This window comes from Acinetobacter sp. YH01006, assembly GCF_013420445.1.
In the GTDB taxonomy this organism is placed as follows: Bacteria; Pseudomonadota; Gammaproteobacteria; order Pseudomonadales; family Moraxellaceae; genus Acinetobacter; species Acinetobacter pseudolwoffii.
On the sequence record NZ_VOYB01000011.1, the window covers coordinates 1 to 23,814 of the forward strand.

Genomic DNA, 23,814 nt, shown 5'->3' on the forward strand with positions numbered 1-23,814 from the left:
GGCGAAATTGGTAGACGCACTGGATTTAGGTTCCAGCGCCGCGAGGTGTGAGAGTTCGAGTCTCTCCGTCCCCACCATCATATTAAAGCAAGGCTGATGCCTTGCTTTTTTATTGCCTGAAATTTATTTAATCAAGATAAAAAGAAAAGCCCGTCGAAACGGGCTAAAGATTGGAGAATAGAGTTGCTGAATCAGTGGAATAATTTATTTATTTTTTTGATTGAAAATAACCTGCATCAGGCTTTTAAATGATCTTCAAATTCCTCACCCAGCTGGATCGCGAGTGCATTGCCGGCCAGATCACAGGTGACCAGACCGTATTCTTTTTTGAAACTGAAACTGAAACCACGATCATCAGCCAGGGTGCGTACGGAATATCCTAATTTTTCTAACCATAGTCGAAATGCAATCAGATTTTTAGCTTTAACCACTTTTTTCACGAGATCACTCCTTCATCATTGTTCTATCTTAAATAAGGGTGAGAAATTTTGTTTTAAAGGGCAAATTCCCATATTTAATTAATTTAATCTAATTTGAATGTTTAGTGAACATCGTATGCTCGCTAAAGAAGCAGTTTATGACTTAAGTAAATGATTTTTATCATATTGAATAGGTTGTAACTAAATATTAAGTTTTTATAGCATGTAAATAAACTTAATTATACTTTAATTTCAAAGGCTTATTTTGCTATTGATCTAAATTTGAACTTTATCAACGCCATAAAATGTAAGAATAAGGGAATGCCGAAGCATCGGCATATTAAGCTTGCATTGATTATTTAATCGGATCATTAGCAGCTGCTGGTTTTCTGAGCTATCGTTTGAGATGCATGCCCTATACTATCAAAAATGTAATTCTTGAATTAAATACGATTGCCATGACTGAGCTGACGATTGAACACAATGTGAATCAGAAAATTGAATGGATGCAGCAACAGGGCTTAGATCCGGTTGCTGTGATGCTGGGACATGAGGACTGGTTGAATTTTACAGTGCAATCGAAAGTAGCCTATACGCCGTTTGGTAGTGCACGTCGTTATCAACCGGCCTTAGCTGGTTTGCTGCTGGTACGTGTTGACGAAATGCAGGCAGTGCGTGTCGTCACTCAAGACGAACTGGATGCTTATGCGCAAAGTCACCAGATTCTTTAATATGGATCTTTAACTCTAGAACTGATCCTTCAGGGTTCTCAAGCGCTGAAACTCTTCCACACTATCCGCACGCAGGAAAGGATTGGTTTGTAATTCATCTTCAATGCTGCTTGGCAGCGTGCACTGGCCTAACATACGCAAGCGTTCGATATGCTCGAAGCGTTCCAGAATTGCCTGATTGTCCGGTTCGACATGTTTGGCAAACTGGGCATTCGAGAGGGTGTATTCATGTGTGCAATAGACCTGCGTACGCGGCGGTAAGGCTGCCAGACGTGACAGTGAATGATACATCTGTGAATAAGTACCTTCAAAAACCCGGCCACAGCCCATGGCAAATAAAGTATCGCCACAGAACAGCACATCAATCGCATCAATGAAGTAAACGATATGGCCTAATGTATGGCCTGGTACTGCGATCACTTGAACATCTGCCCCATGAAAGCTGAACTGTTCTTCATGCTCAAGTGGATGCGTGATAAACGGAATTTTACTGAGTTCTGCACGCGGGCCATAAACAGGCAGATTTTGTCCCTGAATTAAGCCGGGCACACCGCCAATATGGTCTTTATGCCAGTGCGTTAACCAGATTTGACTTAAGATTAAACCGTGTTCGGCACAATAATCTTGCACCAATCCTGCTTCGGTCGGGTCAATGACTGCGACCTGATGAGAAGCCGTATGTTCCAGCAACCAGATATAATTTTGCAGCGAGTTCTGGACATCAATACAGTGAATTTTAAAAGGCATCATAGCGCATTAGACCAAATGAAGATTGAGAATAAAGTAGCATAATTTCAGATGCTCTGGGCTTGCAGATATTATCTGCTCATCCGGGATAATTTTTGTTTATGTCCCATTTAAAAAATTATACGTCCGAATCATCAACGCTTACCGCCTTGCCAATGCTATAAAATTGTCCACCAGTCACATGATGAGTACTTTTCCATTCTTCACTCACTACATGATAATGTCAGTGACTGTCGCGGAAGATCTGATCATCGGCATAGGCAGCAATCATCTTGCCAATAAACAGATCATGCATTTGCTGGTTATGCGGCCCGGGAATCAGCTCGCAGAGTATCCATGCAGCACAGCCTTGCCCAGAGAAATATCAAAACCAGAGAATTTAAATAACCTTAGGCCAGATGGTGCCAATTTTTCAGGTACATCATGTAGGCTCAGCCTACCTAGCCGATAGGATTTTTCTAGGAGAATACTTTGAAGATGGGGGTTGGTCATACCGCATCATTCACTATATTGGTGTATTTAAGTGGCTAGATTAGTTAGATTATTAGCATATTCAAGTTCACTCTTGCAAAAAAGCTTTTAAACTAGAGATTGTGATATTGAGGACTTCAGAAAATGAAAATGTACCAGGTCGATGCGTTTACCACGGAACTGTTTAAAGGAAATCCAGCTGCGGTGATTGTGCTGGAGGACTGGCTCGAAGATGAACTGATGCAAAATATCGCCTTGGAAAATAATCTGTCTGAAACAGCTTTTGTGAAAATAATTGATGCAGAAAATTATGCTATTCGCTGGTTTACCCCGACCAAGGAGGTGGATTTTTGTGGTCATGCAACCTTGGCCAGCAGCTTTGTATTATTCAATCAATTTGGTACGGCAAAAACGATCCAGTTTCATGTGAAAGATCTGGGGATCTTTGTGGTTGATCAGGATACAGATGGCAAGATCAGAATGAACTTTCCAATTCGCCGCGCAGTAGCCGTCACAGAATATCCTGAAGCCTTAAGACAGGCATTGAGCAAACCGTTTAAGCAGGTTTATCTGAATGCACAAGGTTATATTGTCGAATATGAGTCAGTACAGGATGTGCTAGATGAATCACCTGATTTTGAATTATTAAAACAATTAAATGGCAAGCGTACCGCGATTACTGCTCAGAATAGCTTTTTAGATGTCGCGATTACCTCGCAAGATACACAATATGATTGTATTTCACGTTATTTTGCACCGAGTAACGGAATCAATGAAGACCCGGTCACAGGGTCTATTCACACCGGAATTGCGCCACTTTGGGCAGACAAACTGGGTAAAAATGAACTGGTCGCTTATCAGGCATCAGCGCGCGGTGGTGTACTTTATTGTGCCTTGCAAGATCAGGAACGAATTGAAATTTCGGGTTATGGCAAATTATATATGCAGGCTGAACTTTATCTTTAATCTCTGATTACATAGATATGCATGTCGTCAGGCAAGGCGGCATGTTATTTTAATGATTCAATTTAGAAAAGACTATTCAGAATAAGAATCATTCTCTAAAATGAGCGCGAATAAAAATTTACATTGAAAATCTGGATGAATAATGTTGGTACGTTATAAGAATTTAAGCTTGGCGATTTTGTTGTCGGGTTGTAGTGCGCTGAGTTTTGCACAACCTGTTTTGGTGAAAACTGAACAGAATGTGGAGGAGTATCGTCTTGATAATGGTTTACGAATTATCCTGGCACCGAATGATAAAGAAAATAAAATTTTTATGAATACGGTGTATTTGACCGGTTCACTGAATGATCCTAAAGGAAAAGGTGGTCTGGCGCATCTGCTGGAACACTTGGCTTTTAAAGGCACTAAAAATGTCAAAGGTGATGAATTTCAGCGTCGGCTCGATCAATATACCTTAATGACCAATGCCAGTACCGATTATTATTCAACCAAATATACCAATGTCATTCGTCCTGAAAAAACGGCGCTCAGTGAAGTGATTTTTCTTGAAGCTGAGCGTATGGATCAGCTGGTTCTTCAGGAAAAATATGTACCAACCGAAATTGATATTGTAAAGCGCGAACGTGAAATTCGTCTGGATCAGCCATTTTCAGTACTCATGGATCAGGTGTTTAAGTCGGCTTATGGCAATCAGTATTTGGGCCGTTTACCGATTGGTGATCTGAATGAGCTGCAATCCATCAATATGCAGGAATTGAACCAGTTTTACCGGAGCTGGTATGCACCGAATAATGCCTTTATGGTCATTTCAGGCAAGTTTGATAAGGCGGAAGTATTAAAGCAGATTGATAGCCATTTCAGTCCGATTCAATCGCGAAGTGTACCGGCGCAAGTGAAAGTTCCGGCTTTAAAACCTGAGCAGATTCAACAGCGTGAATTTACTGTGCAAAAGGGCAGTGATCTGGCCAAATTCAATATTTATCTGAATGGCCCGGATGAAAAGATCAAGACTGCTTTGGCTGTTTCACCGACGCTCTATACCTTGCAACCGAGCGGGCATTTATATCAGAGCATGGTGGAAAGTGGAAAGTCGACCATGGTGCAATCTAGCACCTGGTTAGATAAAGACTTTAATCTGGTGTTTATGGGCGCGATCTATGCACCCAATCATCAGCCAAAAACTGTGGAACAAAGTTTGATTCAAGGCGTAGAGCAAAGCCAGCCATTTACCGAGGCCGAATTAAACCGAGTTAAAAACCTGACCCGCAATCAGGCTGATAATATTAAAAATAGCGCGACTGCATTAGGTTCACGTTTAAGTGATTATGCCGTGGCTTATTCGGGTGACTGGAGCCAGTATTTTAAAGATCTGAATGCGATTGAAAACCTGAATGTGAGTCAGGTCAATCAGGTCTATAAAGGCTTTCTAAAACCTGAATATCGTATTTCTGGCAATATCCTGCCAACACCTGAAGATCAGAAAAAAGCGCAGGAAGTGACACAGACGGAAGCACCGAAAAAAACACTGGACCAACAGGCTGAGACAGAAGAGCCTTTAAAGGATGTCAGTGTTTATCAGGCGGAAGTGAAGCAGTATGTAGCGCAATCCAAGCAGTATTTATCTGCCAAGGACAAGCAGATTCAGCGTGGTAAGTTAAAAAATGGCATTAAATACGCGCTATTCCCAACCAATATTCGCGATGACAAGGTGTATGCCACAATTTCTCTGGATTTTGGGACTGCGCAAAGCCTGATGAATAAAGGCGAGATTCTGGATCTGACCGCGTATTTAATGCTGCGCTCATCGGAAAGCCAGAGCTTGCAGCAGATTGCTGACAAAATTATCGAAGTAGGCGGTTCAGCGACTGCCAGCCCATCGAGTAATGGCCTGAACATACAGATCAGTGCCAAAAAAGAGAAGTTTGCAGAGTTTTTCCAATATGTGGTTGATGTACTAAAAAACCCTGCATTTGAGCAAAGCCAGTTTGATTTGATCAAGGGTCAGACCTTATCCAGTCTGGATCGTCCTTATACCGAGCCAGATACAGTGTCGAGCCTCACCATGGCGCGAACCATCGAAGTTTATCAACCCGGTGACATTCGTTTCCATTTTGAACCTGAACTGGCCACCAGGCAGTTTAAAGCAGCCACTCGTGAGCAAGTGGTCGCTTTGTATCAGCAATTCTTTAAAACGCATCATGCACACATTGCAGTGACTGGGGAATTTCAGCCAAAATCTATACAGAAAATGCTGAAAAATAGTTTTGCGGACTGGAAAGCGGCACAGCCTTATGAACGCCTGAAATCAGAATATCGAAGCTATCCAGCCCAAAAAATTCATGCCTTGTCTGAACAACGTGAGTTCGGTAGTTATCAGGCATTGCTGACCTTCCCGGTGGGGGCAGACCATGCAGATGTACCTGCTTTACAAGTCTTTCGTCATATTCTGGGTGACTCTCAACTGTCTTCCCGTTTGGCTCAGGAATTACGTGAAAAAAATGCGCTGGTCTACGGTTTTAGTGCCCATGTTCAGTTTAATGAATGGGCCGATTCAGGTGCTTTGGCACTGGGTGCCAATTATACCGCAGGTAAATCTGCACAGGTTTCTCAAACGGTGCATCAGGTACTCAATGAGCTGCTAACACGTGGTGTAACTGAACAGGAAGTGGAAGCGGCCAAAGCCAGTATTTTGAAAAAACGTGTCAATGCACTGGAAGATGATCGCCGTATTCACAGTATGTTGGTTCCTCAACTGGAAAAAGATCGTAAGCTGATTTACCGTGAAAAACGTGATCAGGCGATTGCCCAACTGACGAAAGCCGATATTGATGCCGTGATTAAAAAATACATCAAGCTGGATCAGTTGGTCGAAGTGATGGCTGATCAGTACGGTAAGCAAGTTAAAACATCATAGTGTTAATAAATAAAAAATCCTCTTACTTAAGGGGATTTTTTATTCTTCAATATAATTAAAAGCTCTAATTTAAGTTGCTTTTCTGGTAAGCAGGATTCTACCTAAAACGCCAGATAGCACAGCACTGGGTAAGTTCCACCAGAAAGTGGCAAAAAGAACAGGAAAATCCCAGCTGATACTAATATTGCTCCAACAGCGATATCTTTATTAAAAGCGAAGTGAATAATATGTTGGTAATAATATGATGCGATTAAACTAGAAAAGATTGCTCAGCAAGTATAGAAAAGCCTATCTGATCGGGGACTCGCGATTATTTCCTCCCAGAGCATATGTATTTTCCTTCTTTCTTTAAAAATCCAGACGCTTCTTATAATTTATAAAATGCTTTCGCATTCTCATAAAAAACTGGCTTTAACGCGTTTTCATCATAGTCCTGCACAATATCGCTAAAAGCATCAATGATATTCACGAGTGAGCTGCTGACACTGTCCATTGGAAAGTTGGAAGCAAACATCAGGCGTTCAGAACCAAAGCAATCTAAGGCATGCTGAATCAGGGGAGCTGCATGTTCCAATAATTCCTGTTTAGTTGCCAGCCGTTTCTGCTGATGAAAATCATGACCTAAAACGGGCATAAACAGGCCAGACATTTTAGTCGATACATTTTTGCACTCGGACAGTTCAGCCAGTTGATCTTGCCAACTTGAAAATATCTGGGCGCGTTCTTGTTCAGTCTTGCCTGTAGCTTTGCCCACCTTGCCAAATAAGCCGGCAGGCGTACCGAGGTGATCTAGTGCGATGGGTGTTTTAGGAAAGGCTTTGGCCAGTGCAGTCACATCCGCAATCTGGCTCGAATAGACCCAGGCATCAAAACTTAAGTCTTGCTTGGCCAGTTCTTCAAATCCTTTCAGGAAGTTTTTATTACGGTAGAGATGTGGCTCATCGGTCCAGGCATGAATCCCTTTGTCTGGATGTACCGCAGCCATTTTACGAATCCCGCGAAATTTGGGAGAAGCTTCGCGATGCAATTCAATCAACTGTTTAAAGTTTTTCTGCCGCGGATCCGCCGTAGCGACAATGCCACCGAGCTGGATATTATGCTGATCAAAAGGAAGTCCGGCCACAAAACGGGTTTCATCCACCACGCCTGTACCTTTCTGATCATGCCAGCTGGCTTCAACATGCACAATTTGTTCGACTTCATAATGCCCTAGATCTTTGTTGTAGTTCGCAGGCAGATAAGGGGCGGTCAGATGCTCGGTCAGGCCAATGGTCTCAATCACATCTTTAGGTTTGAGCAGCCGCACCATTTTGTCCAGTAATTTAGGATATTTGCCAAACAGTTTTACGGCAAATGCTGCTGCGTGTGGGGTGTTGTACGGATCCCATTGGTGAATATGTGGGTCAATGATGGGAAAGGGAAGCTGCTGCATAGGATGTCTTGTTTTAGTGTATTTATTATTCAATTTATATGGGGCTAAAATCAGTTCGAAGTCAAGATGATAAATTACAGCAAATAAAAAAGCCCCGAGGGGCTTTTCGTATTTTAATCAATGATCGTGCTTGTGATCATGGTTATGCTTGTTGGCATGAAACTCTTCATTGTGACGGAAACGCAAATAGTTTTCGAACTGTTCACAGTATTCATCATAGTTATCTTCCAGCATCATTTGGAATTGCTGCATAATATAAGACATCACCTGATCTTTGGCATCGCGCATTTCGTTGCCATCTTTAAAGTTATTCGCTGCCACCCAGGTATTGAAACGGGCAGTACCAAATAACATGGCTGCACTGACTTGACCGCGCTTATCACTCGGTTTTTCCTGCGAGCCTTTTTCTACACGACAAAACTCGTTGGCTTGTTGAATAAATTCATCAGCACGTTCAAAGAATGCCGCATTTAACGCTTCTTCTTCGGTTACATCGGTTGCTTCAATCTTTTGAACCATGAATTTTTCCTGACCATCATAAAATCTTAATGGCTAATTATAGGCAAAGCCTTGCAGAAACTAAACCTTTGCCTTAATCTAAAAATAGCCTAAGCATATAAAAGTGAATGCCATGCAGGATGCGATTGCAGTACAAAGTCTGAAAAGTGATATTGCCTTATTGCGCCAGAATATCTGGCCACCGGCAAATCTGGCCAATGTCGAAGGTCTGCCGATTTATTATGGAACCAAATCGCAGGTCGAAGAATATTACACCCAGTGGCTTGGTCTGATTGAAAGGGCGCAGGATCTGTTTCAACCTTTCATGGACGATGAAACCCTGGATGCTATCCATCTTCCCAGTCATTTAAACTTGCCGCTGTTTTATTTTCATGTTGACCGCATCAGGCTAAATAAAACCCGGGCCAAAGAATCTAAAACTTTCCGTGGGGTGGCCAGCCTGATTGAAAAATGCGGGCAGTTTGAACCTGAGCAGGTTGCAGCCATGCGACACTGGCTCGACAGTGACGATACCGCGGCTTTGGTGGCACACCGCGAATTTGTAGACTTACGTACTTATGTGTTTCAGCATGGTCAAAGTGAATATACACGCACCCGTTTTTATGTGAATGGTATCGTGCTGAGTGTCGAGCCACATTTTGAACTGATCGATGCCCGTGATAAACCACGTAAGCAACGCAGTGATAGTTATAATGACCCTCTGGCCGATAATAATACCTGGAAAGTGTTTGGTAAATATCGCTAGCCCGGTTTTACCAGAAGGGTTTGGTATTTTCAGCAAACTGTTGTAAGCGAACAGCTGCCTCGGCAGATAAACGTTCTTGTTCAGCAGTCAGCCAGCCTAGCACAAACCAGGCTTTGCTATTTTGCTTGACATACGGTCTAAACAGTTCGTCTGCCACAAACAGGTCGTTATAATGCCCCAAGCTTTCCTGTAAGGGTTTTAGGGCTTTCAGATAAGTTTTTACATCCTTTTCAGGAAATAAGCTCTGTAAAAATTCTACGTTATAGCGCAAGCGTTTCACCCGTTTACGCGTGCGATGCCGCGATTCAATATCCAGTTCCTGATAGTTTTCGGCATCCTGACAAATTTGCTGATGTAACTTGCTCAAACCTTTACACAAAATTTTATGCGAAGATTTGGCTTTGCTATGCGTTTTTTCCTGACTAAAGCTGAGTAGTTGCAGTATCAAGTCCACTGTAGCTGAATGTCTGAACAGCGCGCTAATATCTGGCTGTTTTTGTCGATGTGGTGGTAATTTTAATAAGGGTGAGCCGGCTTTTTCCAGTTGCGGAATCAGACTTTCTGCAAGGGCATCGCGATCTCGGGTAGAACCGAGTTGCTGGAAAATGTCCCGCAGCTGTTCCTGCCATTCAGGCTGCACATGCTCGGTCACGGACTGAAAAATTTTAAAGGCACTGCGTAAGCGCCGGATCGCGACACGTACCTGATGCACATGATCGCTGTTATAATGATTAGCGGCAATCGCAGTTGCATTCGGAAAAAGATGAGCCAGACAGTTGGCTACGATTTTCTTTAAAATAGTAGCAATCTGATCTTTCTGCTCAAGTTCTAATGGCAGCTGATGCTGCACAGGCAGACTTTCTTCACCCTGTAATAGGGCATAACCGCGTTCCGATTTGCTCCGGGTATCTAGCCATAAAGCATAATGTTGTACCCAAGGCTGAATGAAATCAATTAACTCATTCAATTGACCGGATTTAAGCTCAAATTCGACTTCATAAATATCAATGGCTTGATCCTTATGGCGAATTTCCCCTACATCAAAGGCAATCTCAATCTGGCTATTTTGATGTGTTTCGGTCAGCACATAACGCGCGACATCTGTTTCAAATTGCAGAATAAGCGGTATATCCAAATCGCCAAGCGCCTGTTTCAGAATCTTTTTTGCCGGTTTGTGTTTGCGATATAACTGAAAATCACAGCTTTCAGGTGGGCTTTTTAATGTATGTTCAAGTTCAAAACGTTCAAATTGCTGCTCAGTAGGTGATTTCAGGGTTTGTACCCATTGCTGGTCTTCTAGACGTTGTCGCAAGGCGATTTGATGTTGTTGGAGTTGTTGTGCTTCAGTATCGAAGTAACGCGCACATAAACGATGCCGAGTCGGCTGAAGCTTCTGGAAGTCCTGTTCAAATTGTGCACGTGACTGTGACGGAATCTGGAATTTAAGCTCTATTTCTGCCATCGGGTCATTCCTTCTCGATGTAGGTTATACAGATCAATATAGCTCAAAGATTAGCCACAGTGTGATGTGCTTCTGCAACAAAAAAAGCACGCCGTAGAGGGAGCGTGCTTTGAAATGTTCTTAAAGATATTTATTTGAGGAATTTACGGCTCACCAGGAACTGTTCTGTCGCCTCAAGCAGTTTCTGGGCATAGACTTCCTGTTTAGCAGTCAGCCAGCCTAATACAAACCAGTCACTCGCTTCCAGTTCAGTTTGCTGAATATACACTGCCGAAGAGGCCAAGGTTTGATATTCACCGGCTGCAAGTTGTGCATCATTCAGCGCTTTGCTGTACTTCTGCAAGTTTTTGACGTCATAGATTGTGGTTAAAATCGGGAAGCTGAATTTGAGTTCCTGAATCCGGCTTGCTAATTGATCCAGACTTTCAAAATTGTTAATTTCAGTCTGGTTCATCTGTTCTTGCAGCACTTTATACTGTTGTTGCAGCGTGGTTTGTGCAGCAGTTTTTAAATCCAGAGCAGCATGTTCATCTTCAGTTAAACTAAAAGTCAATAACTCCAGATAATGATGCACATTTTGCGTTGATTTGACTAGATTGCCCAGTTTTTCCTGAGCATACAGAATATCTTTACTCAGATTTTCCGCAGTGGTCGGATTTTGCAGGAAGCTGGCCAAGCTGTTTTGCATATGCTGCAAATGTTGTAAATGCTCGAACTGCTGCTTAAAGGCAGCCATTTGATGTGCCCATTTGTCCGAAAGCTGCGGATGCCAGTCTTTAAACAGCAGCAAAGTGAGATATAGCTGATCCAGTGCCAGTTGAGCCTGCTGAATATGTTCCTGCTGTGCAACCTGAGCTGAAATCGCGGCGATATTTGGCAATAAATGTTGCATCTGCTGCGCAATCAGACTGCATAGGGTTTTACCAGCGCTGTCTTTTTTACTGATCTGGAACTCTTTGGCGAAGGTGGCCGGGCTCACGCGTTGTGAGGTGGCCAATAAATTACCGATTTCTGCCTTGCTGCGTACATCGAGCCAGAGCTGATATTTCTTGACCCATTCAAAACTGAACGCCAATAAATTGTGTATCAACCCACTTTTTAGCTCAAACTCGACTTCATGTACCTCTTGTTCAGCATCTCGGGTACGGATCTGCCCAATATCCAGACTGACTTCGATTTGTGTGTCTTGGTATTCAATTACACGCAAGGTGCGGGCAATATCGGTTTCGAATTGCAGTTGTAGCTGATCAGACTGATTGCCGAGCGCATGGCTCAGAATCGCCTGTGCTTCTGAGGACTGGGTATAAATACTTAAATCCAGTTCAGGAGATTCAGTTAATTCCCCCAGATCATGATTATGTTCAAAGCGTTCAATATGGCTTTTACCGGCAGCTTTCAGGGTTTGCACCCAGCGTGTACCTTCCAGACGCTGACGTAGTGCTACCCCGTGCTGGGCCAGTTGACGGTCGGCAGTATCATAATATTTGGCTTGAAGCTGGATCTGTTGAGACTTTTTCGGATCAAGTGCCTTGAGCAGCGCAGTGCGTCGTGCCGCAGGAATCTGGAACTTGAGTTCAACTTCAACCATAATGATTTTCCTATCTGTTTAGTACACGCCAGCATGTACTGATATTTTTCGCTTTAATGAGATGCTGAAAATTCGGCGGGCAATCGCCGCAATTATATTTTTAGATGTATGCGTGGCAGATTGTAACCAAAATCAAAATGCATGTAAGACTTGACCTGCATATAAAAATATTGAACAGGAATTTAAATATTGGCTTTGAGCTGTTAATAGGGTTGCAAAGCGAGAGGAATTGCGGCTTTGCTTGGAAAATATCTAAGAATATTCGAGCAAATCAAGAGACTGTTAATTGGCCAAAATATACGCTAAGGTAAAAGAAAACATCAGGACGATGAGAAATGAATGTACAAGTACAGCCAGAGAATACCCATGTGATCGCGCATCAACCCCAGATGCCGATTGGCAATTATCATGAGTTTTACCGCTTTTATTTGACCGAACACCGGCATATGGTCAGTCGCCGTTTACATGTCGCAGGTAGCAGTATGGGCCTATATTGTTTTACTCAAGCCATTCGTCAAGGCAAACCACGATATTTTGCTTATGGTTTGCTTTCGGGTTATGCCTGTGCCTGGATTGGCCATTTTATCTTTGAACGCAATAAACCGGCCAGTTTTAAACAGCCGGTGTATAGCTTTATTTCAGACTGGCGTATGTTTGCGGATGTCCTGCGTGGTCGTCTCAGTCTGCTTGATCGCAAATACGATAAGATTTCAAGTTAAACTCAGGTAACTTTCATCGGATTGTGTGGCTAGGGAACATGATCTTTCGATAAAAGACTTGCAAGTCGCCATTTATTATTCTATTAATTGTGTTATTGCTTATTCAGTTTGATGGAATTTGATCAAAAGTTATAGTTTACTGAATAAAACAGTTTTCCAAGCCTGGAGCGACCTTCTCCGGGCTTTTTTTATATCTCTATTTTTTAAATAAATTTACTGACTTCGTTGCCATTATTGCGTAAATATTCATAGAACAAGTCATGCGGATCATACATAAAGAAAATGATCCTTTCTAGCTTTGAAACGTCTCCCCACAAACGTATTATTCAAAACTAGAAAGGATCGGGTGTCACCAACACAGGTATTTATTCTTCTGGTTATTTTCTGTGTCTAACGCTATTTAAGTCTTTTCGCGCTAATTGGGCCATCCCTGAAATTGGGTATTTTTTAATCTTTTTGAGTTTAATCTTAAAGAGGCTTAACAATATTGAAAATTTAAAGGCAAAAAAAACCGCTCTTAGAATTTTGCAACTTCTCCACCAAGTTATCTGCAAAATCCTAAAAGCGTTTGTCGGAGGGCGTAAGCATTAACACTTTATTATTTTTGTTATAAAGCGATTAAAACCCATATTTTATAGTCGGTATATCCCTGAAAATGGTGATATTTTAGATTTAACTGGAAAATTGCGCTAAAAAACTGCAAATCTGTTGCTACCCGGTCGCGGAAACAGCAGGACTGCGGCAATTAAACCGAGTTATGCCTATAATAGAGCCATCCTAGCAAGTGGCGAGCAAGATGCGCGGTTTATATTTAATTACCAATGATGATCCCGTAGAACTTTTATTGGCAAAACTGGAAGGCGCAATGGCCAATGGCGGCATTGCAGTATTGCAATATCGCCGTAAAAAAGTCGCCAAACAAGATCAAATTTACGAAATCGAGTATATGAAAGCCATGTGTGCTGAATATGGTGTGCTTTTTGTGATTAATGATGATCTTGAAATGGCCGTTAAATACGGGGTGGGTGTGCATTTGGGTCAGGATGACGGGTCTATTGTCGAGGCAGTTGCACGCTTGCCGAAAAATGTCTTGATTGGTCGTAGCTGTAATAACTCGCTTGAGCTGGCTGAACGGGCCATTGCCGATGGTGCAAACTATGTGGCATTTGGTGCCATCTATGCCACCGACAGTAAACCTGAAGCCGGTAATATTGGCTTGGAAACCTTAAAACTGGCCAAAGAGAAATTGAACGTGCCTTTATGTGCCATTGGCGGTTTAACGGTTGAAAATTCCAAAGAAGTCATTGAGTCAGGTGCGGATTATTGCGCCGTGATTAGTGATATATTGGGCTTACCGATGAATGCCATTCCTGAACGTTTAGATGAATGGTCTGCGCTTTTTCAAGCTACAGCATAAAATTTTTTGATTGATTTAATTTTGAGTCGAGTGCCTTCATGAGCTTATCTCCAAAGCAAGAACAATTGTTCAAACAAGCCAATAAACATATTCCGGGTGGCGTCAACTCACCTGTACGCGCATTTAACGGCGTCGGTGGTACACCGGTCTTTATCGAAAAAGCCCAAGGCGCATATTTGTATGATGTAGACGGAAAACGTTATGTGGACTATGTCGGTTCATGGGGACCGATGATTCTGGGTCACGCCCATCCTGCAATTATTCAAGCCGTTCAACAGGCCGCAGTAGATGGTTTAAGTTTTGGTGCGCCAACAGTTCATGAAACCACGCTTGCCGATATTATTTGCGAGATCATGCCGTCGATTGAATTGGTACGTATGACCAACTCGGGCACGGAAGCCACCATGACAGCGATTCGTTTAGCGCGCGGTTATACCGGCCGTGACAAGATTGTAAAATTTGAAGGCTGTTATCACGGTCACTCAGACTCGCTTCTTGTAAAAGCAGGTTCGGGCTTGTTAACTAAAGGTGAGGGCGAAGCAACGTCTGCGGGTGTTCCAGCTGATTTTGCCAAGCATACCATCACGCTTCCATACAATGACATTGCGACTTTAAAAGAATGCTTTGCCAAGTTTGGTGCTGAAATTGCCGGCGTGATTGTGGAGCCTGTAGCTGGCAACATGAATCTGGTGAAACCAATTGACGGTTTTCTGCAAGCGATTCGTGATGTTTGTAATGAGCATGGTTCAGTCTTTATCATCGATGAAGTGATGACCGGTTTCCGTGTTGGCTTAGGCGGTGCGCAGGCACATTATGGCGTAACTCCGGATTTAACCACATTGGGTAAAATTATTGGTGCAGGTCTGCCAGTCGGTGCCTTTGGCGGTAAACGTGAAGTGATGGAATGCATTGCGCCACTGGGTAAAGTGTATCAAGCAGGAACATTGTCGGGTAATCCATTGGCAATGCGTGCCGGGATTGAGATGTTCAAGCATCTTCGTGCTGAAGGTTTCTATGAAAACCTATCTGCGCAGTTGTCAAAACTTCTTGCAGGTTTACAAGCAGCAGCAGACGAGGCAGGCGTACCCTTTAAAACCCAACAGGTCGGTGGGATGTTTGGTCTGTACTTCACCGATCAGGAAGACATCACCAGCTTTGATTCGATGTTGAAATGTGATATCGATGCTTTTCGTAAATTTTTCCATGGCATGTTGAATCGGGGGGTGAATTTAGCACCTTCTGCATTCGAAGCTGGCTTCTTCTCGGCTGCACACAGCGATGAAGATATTGAATTTACCATTCAGGCTGCGATCGAGACTTTTGCTGAGATGAACGCTTAAATTTTAATTTTTTTAAAATCCTCCCTCTTGCGAAGCGGTGCTTTTCACCTTTTCAAAGGAGGGAATTTTATCTGTACAAATAATAAATTTCCCCTCTTTTCCTTGTGCCATATCTGGCTCAGGGTTAGGGGAGATTAAATGCTAAAATTATGGATATTCATTCATGCAAACCAAACACTATTTGACTCTAAGTGATGCGGAATTTCTATTGGATCACGCCCATCAATACGCAATTCAGAACAGCTTCAATGTCAGTATTGCCGTAGTCGATGAAACGGGCAATTTGCTTGCGATGAAACGTATGGATGGTGCAGCACCGATGACTGCAAATCTGGCCATTGAAAAAGCCAGATGCTCGGCGATGAGTCGTCGTCCATCCAAGCTGTTTGAAGATATTATCAAAGGCGGGCAGATGGGCTTTCTGACTATGGAAAGTTTCTCGGGAATGCTGGAAGGTGGCGAACCGATTCTGTATCAAGGGCAACTGGTGGGTGCGATGGGTGTATCAGGTGTGAAATCATTTGAAGATGCAGAGATTGCGCAGGTGGCGATTAAGAAGTTTTTGGCGCAGCAGAGCTAGACATTATACGCTTGAGAATGTACTTATCTTCTCAAGTCTAAGTTAAAAATAACTATCGGATAAGATAGTGATGCTGTTGTTTAACCATTTCATTATATTCTGTCGAGTTATACAGCTCTAAACAGCTCATTAATATGGCTGGCCTTGCTTGATTTTTATATACCTCAGTTTTTGCTTTCATAGATTGGTTTATATATTCTTTCAAATTTTTATACGCGGGTTCTTCATATGCACCCTGTTGGAAATACCCGCCCATCGCTAGAGCAGCCTCAGAACTGAGGGATTGATCCTGAGCCCTCGTCAGACAATAACTAAAGCCAAAATTTTTGATATTGAGCTCATCCGCATTTGATATGGATGGAATTAAGTCTTTTGCATAACATGCACTTATCACTAGACAACTAAAAAGTACAGCAATTATTTTCATTATCTTAAATTCCAAAACAGAATATCTGTGGTTCTTAGGCTCGGTGTATCATGAATAAAGTAGCAACTATCTCCACAATCATTTCCATTCCATAAAGTGACATGTCCAGAAGCATCTCCCCAACCAGAGACTTTAAAAATAATAATTCCTTTTTTCCCTTTTAATTGTGATGATAAATCCTGGTTATTTTGAGGCTTGAAGGAGAGATCTGCAGTTCCTAAATTTTGTTCAACAAAGCTGATCATCTCGCGAACCCTAAGTAAATAAGGTTTATGATCAGCGCCTCTGACTTTATAACCTCTGGTTGACTGTTTAATTGGCATTCCGCCGTAGTTGAAAGATCTACTTAATCTTAAAGCACAAGCATTTGCGTATCCTGTAGGATTTTCTTGATATAAAGCCATAGCTTGACCTCCCACCATAGAATACACATCACTTGCTGACATTTTTACCGGATAATATTTCCATAATTCGGAAAATAAAGGTCTTTTTGCTTGTATGGTCGAAGACCGACCACCAGCCCTTGCAGTTATACTCACCATATTTAATATTCCGTATCAATTAATATAGTTTTTCCTTTAAAAATATTTTTAAGCACTCCCTTACCTTCAGCATCAATATCAAGTGAAATCGTAAATGGATGAAATGAGTTTATCTCAGAAGATTCTGGTTTTATTTCTATATCAATAGTATCTCCTTGTGCATAACCTGAAGTTTCTATATGCAAATTCAAGTCATCAAAAAATCTAGATTTTCTTTTTAGAAGAATAAGGTTATCTCCATAACTCCAATAAATATTATTAATGATCTTTTCTTCTTTTTCTTCAATGTATTTAGTAGCTGTATCTGATATTAATTGATCAATTTTACTTGAGATAATACCATTACTTATGACAGCCAAATCAGAAGTTTTTAGAAATTTTGAACCACAAGTTGATGTGTCTCCTGCCGCAACAATGCTTCTACCCAGGACGACTATAAAGCCTCGGTTAGAAGCAAGAGCTTTCGCTAGGACATTACATTTAGGACAATAATGTACCATTCCATCCAAATGCACAGCTTTTCCTTCCACCAGAAAGGAAGGGTCGCCAAAAGTAATGATTCCCCCATGATCGGTTTTACAGCCGACTGTTATTAATGCTCTCATTATTATTTGGTTATTATTTTTATTAAAGACCATAATAACATGACAATATAAAATGAAAGGTTTAGTTTAAAATTCATTTAATCAGTTTGTATATAATGACTGAATGTATCTGAATATAGATACAAGCATTTTTGCTTTTAATTTTTTAAATATAGCCCTGTTGACTTTTAAAGTATTGAGTAACCCTCAATCTGAGTTAGCATATACAGTTACGAAAAAGCCGACTGTCTGAAGCCAAAGAGTCTCCCATGCTGTACCCAATACCCAAAAAAATCCAACTTGCCCCATCTCAAGCCAAATGGCAGCTTGCATCGAACCAATCGGTTTTGGTCTTAGTTGGATTACAAAACTTGCGTATGCAACAGGGCATACAAGAAAGTGGACTCATGGCGAATTTGATTCAATTGACCAATAAAGCCAAAGCACTGGATATTCCCATTGTCGATTTATATGGTGATGACCTGATGCAGGGTATGCAACAGCTTGGTGAATATGCCTCCACGCATCCACAACTGATTTTTACAGGGCAGGTCACACCGATGCTCAAGCAAATCTTACCGCATTTGATGAGTGTGACAGATCAAATTGGTGTGGTCGATGACGCGATCTTATTGGCCAATCAGGAACAGCATATTCAGTGGGTCGAAAATATTTCCAGTCAAGGTGTGCATCACTTAAATACTTATAGTCTGACCCGGTTGTGGGATTTAAGTGCGCCCTCAGACTATGTATTATCAACCAAAGGTATTATGTTGGCTGTGGCAGAACAGCTAGACATAGATGCTCTGGAGATTGATCCCTATGTCGATTTAAGAAATTATGGATTGGACTCTGTAGCCGTGGTGAGTTTGGTCGGTGTATGGCGTGCACATGGTGCCAATATTCGTTATGAAGATGTACGACAGCATGCATCTTTGCATGAATTGGCAGGCTTCATTTTACAATCCTCAGGTTGATACGCTGCGATTGAGCATTTTTATACCTAAATCGGAAATTTCATCAGCATTTACATAAAAGCGCATTGTAATTATGGGCGAAGCTTTCTATCATGGCCGCCTTGTTTTTCGCGATCAGCCTGGGATTGAACTTTGAGTAATTTTCTAACCGAACATCTGATACATCGTGATGACGATTTTATGGTCATCCACAAACCTGCAGGTTTACTCACAGTTCCCGGTAAAACAGAAGATTTACAAGATTGCCTGATTAACCGATTATTAAAAATAGAACCAAAAACCTTACTGATCCATCGACTGGATCGCGATACTTCCGGCATTCTCGTGTTTGGTCTCACAAAATGGGGACAAAAAACCATTTCCCGCCAGTTTCAGGAACGCCAGACCGACAAAACCTATCAGGCCGTGGTCGCCGGTACACTCGAAGGTGAAGGTAGCATTGAGGTGCCCGTGGTATATGACCCAAGCCGTCCGCCCTTACATATCGCAGATCCCGCACATAACAAGCCGGCCATCACGCATTGGCAGGCGATCGAACACTTTAATATTCAGGGACAAGCCGTGACCCGGATGAAACTTACGCCAATTACCGGCCGTTCACATCAGTTGCGTGTGCATATGCAATATCTGGGGCATCCGATTATCGGCGATACCTTATATGCCACAGCCGAACAGCAACAGCTCAGCTCGCGTCTACATTTACATGCTGAACGTTTGAGTTTTTATCATCCTCAAACAGATCAGCTGGTCGAATTTTATTGTCCGGCGCCGTTCTAGGAAATACTTCTTGAATCGGCGTGAATTATGCTCACTTTTTAGTGGGCTTTATGTCAAAATACATTGCTTGAAGGTGTGAAATTTTGCTCCAATGACGTTTCGTGATTGAGCCTAATATTCATAATCTTGTACTTAAGATAAAGGTGGAAAAATTGCAGCAATTTGCTATTGGTCAACGTTGGTTATCAGATACTGAAACAGAACTCGGTTTAGGCGTTCTTATTGATGTTGATGAGCGGTCGGTTAGCATTTTATTCCCGAAAAGCGATGAAACTCGCGTCTATGCACGTAGCAATGCACCCTTATCTCGTATCGTATTTAATGTGAAAGATGAATTACAGGATCAGGAAGGGACCAAATGGATTGTAGAATCCGTGGAAGACCGCAATGGCGTGGTGCGTTATCACGTCATTCGTACCCTGGAAGATGGGACTGAAGAACGTAAATCGCTGAATGAAACCCGCATTGGTGCCACCATCCAGTTGTCCAAGCCTCTAGACCGTTTATTGGCCAGTCAGGTCGATTATAAAGAATGGTATGACCTGCGTATTGAAGCGCTGCTGATGCAGGCCAATATGCAAAGCAGTCCACTGCGTGGTCTGGTCGGTTCACGTGTCGGCCTGATTCCACACCAGTTGTATATTGCGCATGAAGTCGGTCAGCGTTTTGCTCCGCGTGTATTACTGGCCGATGAAGTCGGTCTGGGTAAAACTATCGAAGCGGGTTTGATTATCCATCAACAGCTGAAAACTGGCCGTTCTGAACGCATCCTGATTTTAGTACCAGATTCGCTGCAATATCAGTGGATGATTGAGATGCGCCGTCGTTTCAATCTTGAGTTCTCGTTATTTGATTTGACCCGTACTGCATCAATCAAAGAGCATGATCCTGAACAAAACCCATTCCTGACCGAACAAAAAATTATTGCCTCTGTCGATTTGATGGTCGACCATGAAGATCTGCGTGAACAGGCGCTCGAAGCCGGTTTCGACTTGCTGGTGGTCGATGAAGCACATCATTTGATGTGGAGCGAAGAAGATGGCGGTAATGACCGTTATGATCTGGTCGAAGAACTGGCTGAACATACGCCGGGCGTATTGTTATTGACGGCAACACCGGAACAGCTCGGGGTAGAAAGTCACTTTGCACGCCTGCGTTTACTCGATCCGCAGCGCTTTAACTCGCTGGATCGTTTCCTGGATGAAGAAGCGCAATATCAGCACACCGCTAAAATTGCAGAAGTGTTGATGTCAAATCTGCCACTTGAAGCAGAACATTTGACTGCGATTGAGGCCTTGTTGGGTCATTCAATTGAAGATCATCCTGAGCAGCGTTTCCGTGCCATTCACGAACTTTTAGACCGTCATGGTACCGGTCGTATCCTGTTTCGTAATACGCGTGAAGCCATTCAGGGCTTCCCGGGTCGTGACTGTCAGCCGGCACCATTACCAGCACCGGAACACTGGTCGAAAGATGGTAAGTTGCGTGAGCAAATGTGGCCTGAAGAAGCCCAGCTCGATGGTGCATGGATGGAAGCCGATCCACGCGTGATGTGGCTGATGGAGCGTTTACGTACCGATCTTAAACACAAGAAAGTCTTACTGATTGCGCGTAGCGGGCCAGTGGTTGAAGCGCTGGAAAATGTACTTCGCTTACATGCCGGTATTCGTACCGCGATGTTCCATGAAGGCATGAGTCTGCTAGAACGTGATCAGGCTGCCGCTTATTTTGCTGAAGATTCGTATGGCGCGCAGATTTTACTTTGTTCGGAAATTGGTTCAGAAGGGCGTAACTTCCAGTTTGCATCTGATTTAATTCTGTTCGATCTTCCTGCCAACCCGGACGTTTTAGAGCAGCGTATTGGCCGTTTAGATCGTATCGGTCAGGAAAACCGGATTCAGATTCATGTGCCTTATCTGGTGGGAACTGCGCAAGAACGTATGTTCCGCTGGTATAACGAAGCCTTGAATATTTTCGGCAATATTTCCCCAACTGCACAAACCTTGCAAGAAAACTTTATTGTTCGCTTGAAAGACTGTCTATTGGCAGACAAAGGTCAAGCGTTTGAAGACCTGCTGGAAGAAGTCAGCGTGCAACGTGAAGCGCTGGAAGCTGAATTGCAGGAAGGCCGTGACCGTTTGCTAGAGTACAACTCTTGCCGTCCGGTGGTAGCACAGGAAATTGTCAACGCACTTGAAGACTATGATGACAATACTACTTTGCCGATCTTCATGAAACGCTTTATGGCGTCCACGAATATTGACTTTGACGAGCAAAGTAACGGTACCGTGATCATCAAGCCAACAGATCAAATGCAGGTTCAAGGTTTGACGCTGGATGAAGAAGGCATCACTGCCACTTTCTATCGTGATCAGGCACAAATCCGCGAAGATGCGCAATACCTGACCCTGGAACATCCATTCACTGAAAGTGTGATGGAAATGATCAATACTCAAGGCTTTGGTAGCACCAACGTTGCGGTATTAAAATCTGCGGCACTGCCACAAGGTTCGGTATTGCTGGAAGTCTGGTTCAAGGTCGATGTGGTTGCACCGAAAGCATTGAACTTGCCATCAAGCCTGCCGCAACAATTGGTTCGTGTGTTATTAAGCGAGAAAGGTCAGGATCTTTCACAAAAAATTGCGCCTGAAATTTTAAAACCGTATCTGCATCATTTAGATGGCAACAGCTGCCGCCAAGTAGTGAAAGCACGTCGTGATGTGATTGAGGCACGTTATCAGCAAGCACTTGAATTGGCACGCAGTGCATTGCCAAACTTCAAGCAGCAAGCCAAAGAAGTGTATGGCAATAAATGGCAATATGAAATTGACCGTCTGACCTATCTGAAACAGTTTAATCCAAGTATCCGTGAAGATGAAATTTCACGTTTACAGAAGTTGCAGAAAGAAGGTCTCAGCCTACTGGATGGTTTATCTGTGACCCCGGAAGCAATCCAGGTGATGGTAGTCGTCAAGCCTTAAGTTTTAAGCAATTAAAAAATGCAGCTTTCGGGCTGCTTTTTTTTATGGCCGAAATTCGGCTTTTATATTGTTTTGGTCGGGGAATACTGGCCTGTCATTTTTCTTGTGTTTAAAATCAGCCTACTGAATAACAAGAACTAAAAAGTATGTCCAAAGCCTTTATTGGTCTCGGTGCCAAAACCACTCACGGTGGTATTGTGGTGGGAAGTGAGCCGTCTTTGATTATGAATGGCATCGCCGTACATTTAAATGGCATGAAGCATTATTGTCCCAAATGCCAGACCATGGTCACCGCAATCTCCAGCGATTTATCTGTTACTGTCAAAGGACGAGCAATGCTTATCGCGGGGAATAAGACCAGTTGCGGCGCGACTTTTCTACCCATGCAGCATTTGACGGTATCGCAGAAATAAATCTTAAATTCGTTTAATAAAATAAGAAGAGCTGACTTCAAGGTTATGCTTTGGGCGTTTTGGCACTATCACATGACTTTTCAGATCAGTAAGCTCATCCGATGATTTCAGGAGGAATACGCGCTGCGTTTGGAAAATAATGAAACAAGCCCTACATTTTACCCATGCCAATGGCATCCCTGCGGCAACCTATCAGAAATTTCTGGACTGTTTCCAGCCTGAATATGAGGTCAAAGCGATTCCCTTGATTGGCATGAAGTCGCAATATCCGATTACGCCAGACTGGCACTATCTGGTCGATGAAGTCATTGCAGATATCGAGCAGCAATTTCCTCAGCAGCAGGTGGTGGGTCTCGGACATTCCTTTGGTGGTCTGGTGACTTTGATGGCAGCGTATCGACGTCCGGAACTGTTTTCCAAACTGTTAATTATGGATCCGCCATTTATTATTGGAAAAAACAGCGCCATGTTTGAACTGGTTAAAAAGCTGAATCTGAAAAGTATCGATCGCTATACACCTGCAGGAATTACGCTAAAACGCAAGGATCACTGGCCATCGAAACAGGCCGCAGTTGATGCACTCAGATCAAACCGCTTATTTAGTAATTTTGATGAGCAATGTTTTGCTGATTATATCGAGAGTGGCATTCAGCCAGAACCTGAACGCGGTGGGGTGACTTTGAGCATTCCAAAACAGGTAGAAGCGGAGATTTTCCGGACTGTACCGGCATGGTGGTGGCGTACGCCAAGACGACCACCTGAAGTGCCGATTCATCTGATGACTGCAGAGCAGAGCCAGTTTTATCAGCAGGGTTTGCCGCAAGGCATGCACAAGATTTATCGGATCGATTATTCAGTGGTCGAGGGCGGACATATGTTTCCGCTTGAGTATCCGGAAGAGACTGCAAAGGCGGTCAAAGCTCAACTTATACTGTTGTAATCGTCATAAAAAAGAGACGACTGGTACCACTACTGTTCCACAATTTTAACTAGGCTATAGTTTGAATTGTATGGAGTAATAAAAGCAATTCGATAGTGTTTTTAAATATCTGATATTTATACT

The 23,814-nt window shown here is 42.8% G+C and carries 22 protein-coding genes and 1 pseudogene; 13 read left to right on the forward strand and 10 right to left on the reverse strand.

Annotation, left to right across the window (positions count from 1 at the left end):
* Positions 1–236: 236 nt before the first annotated feature.
* Positions 237–440, reverse strand: coding sequence for a hypothetical protein (locus tag FTT73_RS10390; RefSeq protein ID WP_005096596.1), 204 nt, complete (start codon positions 438–440; stop codon positions 237–239).
* 437 nt (positions 441–877) lie between these two features.
* On the opposite strand from FTT73_RS10390, the gene FTT73_RS10395 reads away from it, so the two are divergent.
* Positions 878–1,150 carry a hypothetical protein gene (locus FTT73_RS10395; protein WP_074383176.1) on the forward strand — a complete coding sequence of 91 codons (273 nt, stop codon included), beginning with the start codon at positions 878–880 and terminating at the stop codon, positions 1,148–1,150.
* A gap of 15 nt (positions 1,151–1,165) precedes the next feature.
* On the opposite strand, the gene gloB is transcribed toward FTT73_RS10395, so the two are convergent.
* Together gloB and FTT73_RS16370 are read right to left on the reverse strand one after the other, a co-directional pair.
* Positions 1,166–1,900, reverse strand: coding sequence for a hydroxyacylglutathione hydrolase (gloB, locus tag FTT73_RS10400; protein WP_005096598.1), 735 nt, complete (start codon positions 1,898–1,900; stop codon positions 1,166–1,168).
* A gap of 115 nt (positions 1,901–2,015) precedes the next feature.
* Positions 2,016–2,359: pseudogene (locus tag FTT73_RS16370) on the reverse strand (flavin reductase); the annotation flags it as partial.
* Between the two features lie 153 nt (positions 2,360–2,512).
* Between FTT73_RS16370 and FTT73_RS10405 the strand changes: the two are divergent.
* Complete coding sequence (locus FTT73_RS10405) at positions 2,513–3,334, forward strand: PhzF family phenazine biosynthesis protein (protein ID WP_005096600.1); 822 nt, start codon at positions 2,513–2,515, stop codon at positions 3,332–3,334.
* Positions 3,335–3,476: 142 nt separating this feature from the next.
* Positions 3,477–6,248 (forward strand): pitrilysin family protein, encoded by a 2,772-nt coding sequence (locus tag FTT73_RS10410; protein WP_180191381.1) that lies wholly within the window; start codon positions 3,477–3,479, stop codon positions 6,246–6,248.
* Positions 6,249–6,615: 367 nt separating this feature from the next.
* Here FTT73_RS10410 and FTT73_RS10415 read toward each other — a convergent pair whose 3' ends face one another.
* Positions 6,616–7,680, reverse strand: coding sequence for an amidohydrolase (locus FTT73_RS10415; protein WP_180077347.1), 1,065 nt, complete (start codon positions 7,678–7,680; stop codon positions 6,616–6,618).
* A gap of 117 nt (positions 7,681–7,797) precedes the next feature.
* Entirely contained in the window at positions 7,798–8,199 is a 402-nt protein-coding gene (locus tag FTT73_RS10420; RefSeq protein WP_005096603.1) for a DUF3144 domain-containing protein, read from the reverse strand.
* A gap of 112 nt (positions 8,200–8,311) precedes the next feature.
* Here FTT73_RS10420 and FTT73_RS10425 point away from each other — a divergent pair, with 112 nt between their 5' ends.
* Positions 8,312–8,944 carry a hypothetical protein gene (locus tag FTT73_RS10425; protein ID WP_100329818.1) on the forward strand — a complete coding sequence of 211 codons (633 nt, stop codon included), beginning with the start codon at positions 8,312–8,314 and terminating at the stop codon, positions 8,942–8,944.
* Between the two features lie 7 nt (positions 8,945–8,951).
* On the opposite strand, the gene FTT73_RS10430 is transcribed toward FTT73_RS10425, so the two are convergent.
* Together FTT73_RS10430 and FTT73_RS10435 are read right to left on the reverse strand one after the other, a co-directional pair.
* Positions 8,952–10,406 (reverse strand): CYTH and CHAD domain-containing protein, encoded by a 1,455-nt coding sequence (locus tag FTT73_RS10430; RefSeq protein WP_180077349.1) that lies wholly within the window; start codon positions 10,404–10,406, stop codon positions 8,952–8,954.
* Positions 10,407–10,536: 130 nt separating this feature from the next.
* Entirely contained in the window at positions 10,537–11,994 is a 1,458-nt protein-coding gene (locus tag FTT73_RS10435; protein WP_180077351.1) for a CYTH domain-containing protein, read from the reverse strand.
* A 335-nt stretch (positions 11,995–12,329) separates the two neighbouring features.
* On the opposite strand from FTT73_RS10435, the gene FTT73_RS10440 reads away from it, so the two are divergent.
* From FTT73_RS10440 to FTT73_RS10455, 4 genes are all read left to right on the forward strand, one after another.
* Positions 12,330–12,713, forward strand: coding sequence for a DUF962 domain-containing protein (locus tag FTT73_RS10440; protein WP_180077353.1), 384 nt, complete (start codon positions 12,330–12,332; stop codon positions 12,711–12,713).
* Positions 12,714–13,509: 796 nt separating this feature from the next.
* Complete coding sequence (thiE, locus tag FTT73_RS10445) at positions 13,510–14,130, forward strand: thiamine phosphate synthase (RefSeq protein WP_179999552.1); 621 nt, start codon at positions 13,510–13,512, stop codon at positions 14,128–14,130.
* A gap of 38 nt (positions 14,131–14,168) precedes the next feature.
* Positions 14,169–15,470 carry a glutamate-1-semialdehyde 2,1-aminomutase gene (gene hemL / locus FTT73_RS10450; protein WP_180077355.1) on the forward strand — a complete coding sequence of 434 codons (1,302 nt, stop codon included), beginning with the start codon at positions 14,169–14,171 and terminating at the stop codon, positions 15,468–15,470.
* A gap of 163 nt (positions 15,471–15,633) precedes the next feature.
* Positions 15,634–16,050, forward strand: coding sequence for a heme-binding protein (locus FTT73_RS10455; protein ID WP_005096613.1), 417 nt, complete (start codon positions 15,634–15,636; stop codon positions 16,048–16,050).
* Positions 16,051–16,102: 52 nt separating this feature from the next.
* On the opposite strand, the gene FTT73_RS10460 is transcribed toward FTT73_RS10455, so the two are convergent.
* From FTT73_RS10460 to FTT73_RS10470, 3 genes are read right to left on the reverse strand one after another with little or no spacing between them, the layout of a single operon-like run.
* The gene (locus tag FTT73_RS10460; RefSeq protein WP_005171505.1) at positions 16,103–16,477 is read right to left on the reverse strand and encodes a hypothetical protein; all 375 of its coding nucleotides are present in this window, start codon (positions 16,475–16,477) and stop codon (positions 16,103–16,105) included.
* Entirely contained in the window at positions 16,477–17,019 is a 543-nt protein-coding gene (locus tag FTT73_RS10465) for a type VI secretion system amidase effector protein Tae4 (protein ID WP_005171502.1), read from the reverse strand. The genes FTT73_RS10460 and FTT73_RS10465 overlap by 1 nt, the downstream gene beginning before the upstream one ends.
* Before the next feature lie 2 nt (positions 17,020–17,021).
* Positions 17,022–17,624: a PAAR domain-containing protein gene (locus tag FTT73_RS10470; RefSeq protein ID WP_159138062.1), complete on the reverse strand. Its 603-nt coding sequence runs from the start codon at positions 17,622–17,624 to the stop codon at positions 17,022–17,024.
* 248 nt (positions 17,625–17,872) lie between these two features.
* On the opposite strand from FTT73_RS10470, the gene FTT73_RS10475 reads away from it, so the two are divergent.
* The 5 genes from FTT73_RS10475 to FTT73_RS10495 all read left to right on the forward strand — a co-directional run bounded on the left by FTT73_RS10475 (position 17,873) and on the right by FTT73_RS10495 (position 23,691).
* Complete coding sequence (locus FTT73_RS10475; RefSeq protein WP_180077357.1) at positions 17,873–18,580, forward strand: phosphopantetheine-binding protein; 708 nt, start codon at positions 17,873–17,875, stop codon at positions 18,578–18,580.
* A gap of 132 nt (positions 18,581–18,712) precedes the next feature.
* Positions 18,713–19,357 (forward strand): RluA family pseudouridine synthase, encoded by a 645-nt coding sequence (locus FTT73_RS10480; RefSeq protein ID WP_180077359.1) that lies wholly within the window; start codon positions 18,713–18,715, stop codon positions 19,355–19,357.
* Between the two features lie 143 nt (positions 19,358–19,500).
* The gene (rapA, locus tag FTT73_RS10485; protein ID WP_100328729.1) at positions 19,501–22,338 is read left to right on the forward strand and encodes an RNA polymerase-associated protein RapA; all 2,838 of its coding nucleotides are present in this window, start codon (positions 19,501–19,503) and stop codon (positions 22,336–22,338) included.
* A gap of 146 nt (positions 22,339–22,484) precedes the next feature.
* Complete coding sequence (locus tag FTT73_RS10490; RefSeq protein ID WP_005096621.1) at positions 22,485–22,751, forward strand: PAAR domain-containing protein; 267 nt, start codon at positions 22,485–22,487, stop codon at positions 22,749–22,751.
* A 139-nt stretch (positions 22,752–22,890) separates the two neighbouring features.
* Positions 22,891–23,691: an alpha/beta fold hydrolase gene (locus FTT73_RS10495; protein WP_180077365.1), complete on the forward strand. Its 801-nt coding sequence runs from the start codon at positions 22,891–22,893 to the stop codon at positions 23,689–23,691.
* Positions 23,692–23,814 lie beyond the last annotated feature (123 nt).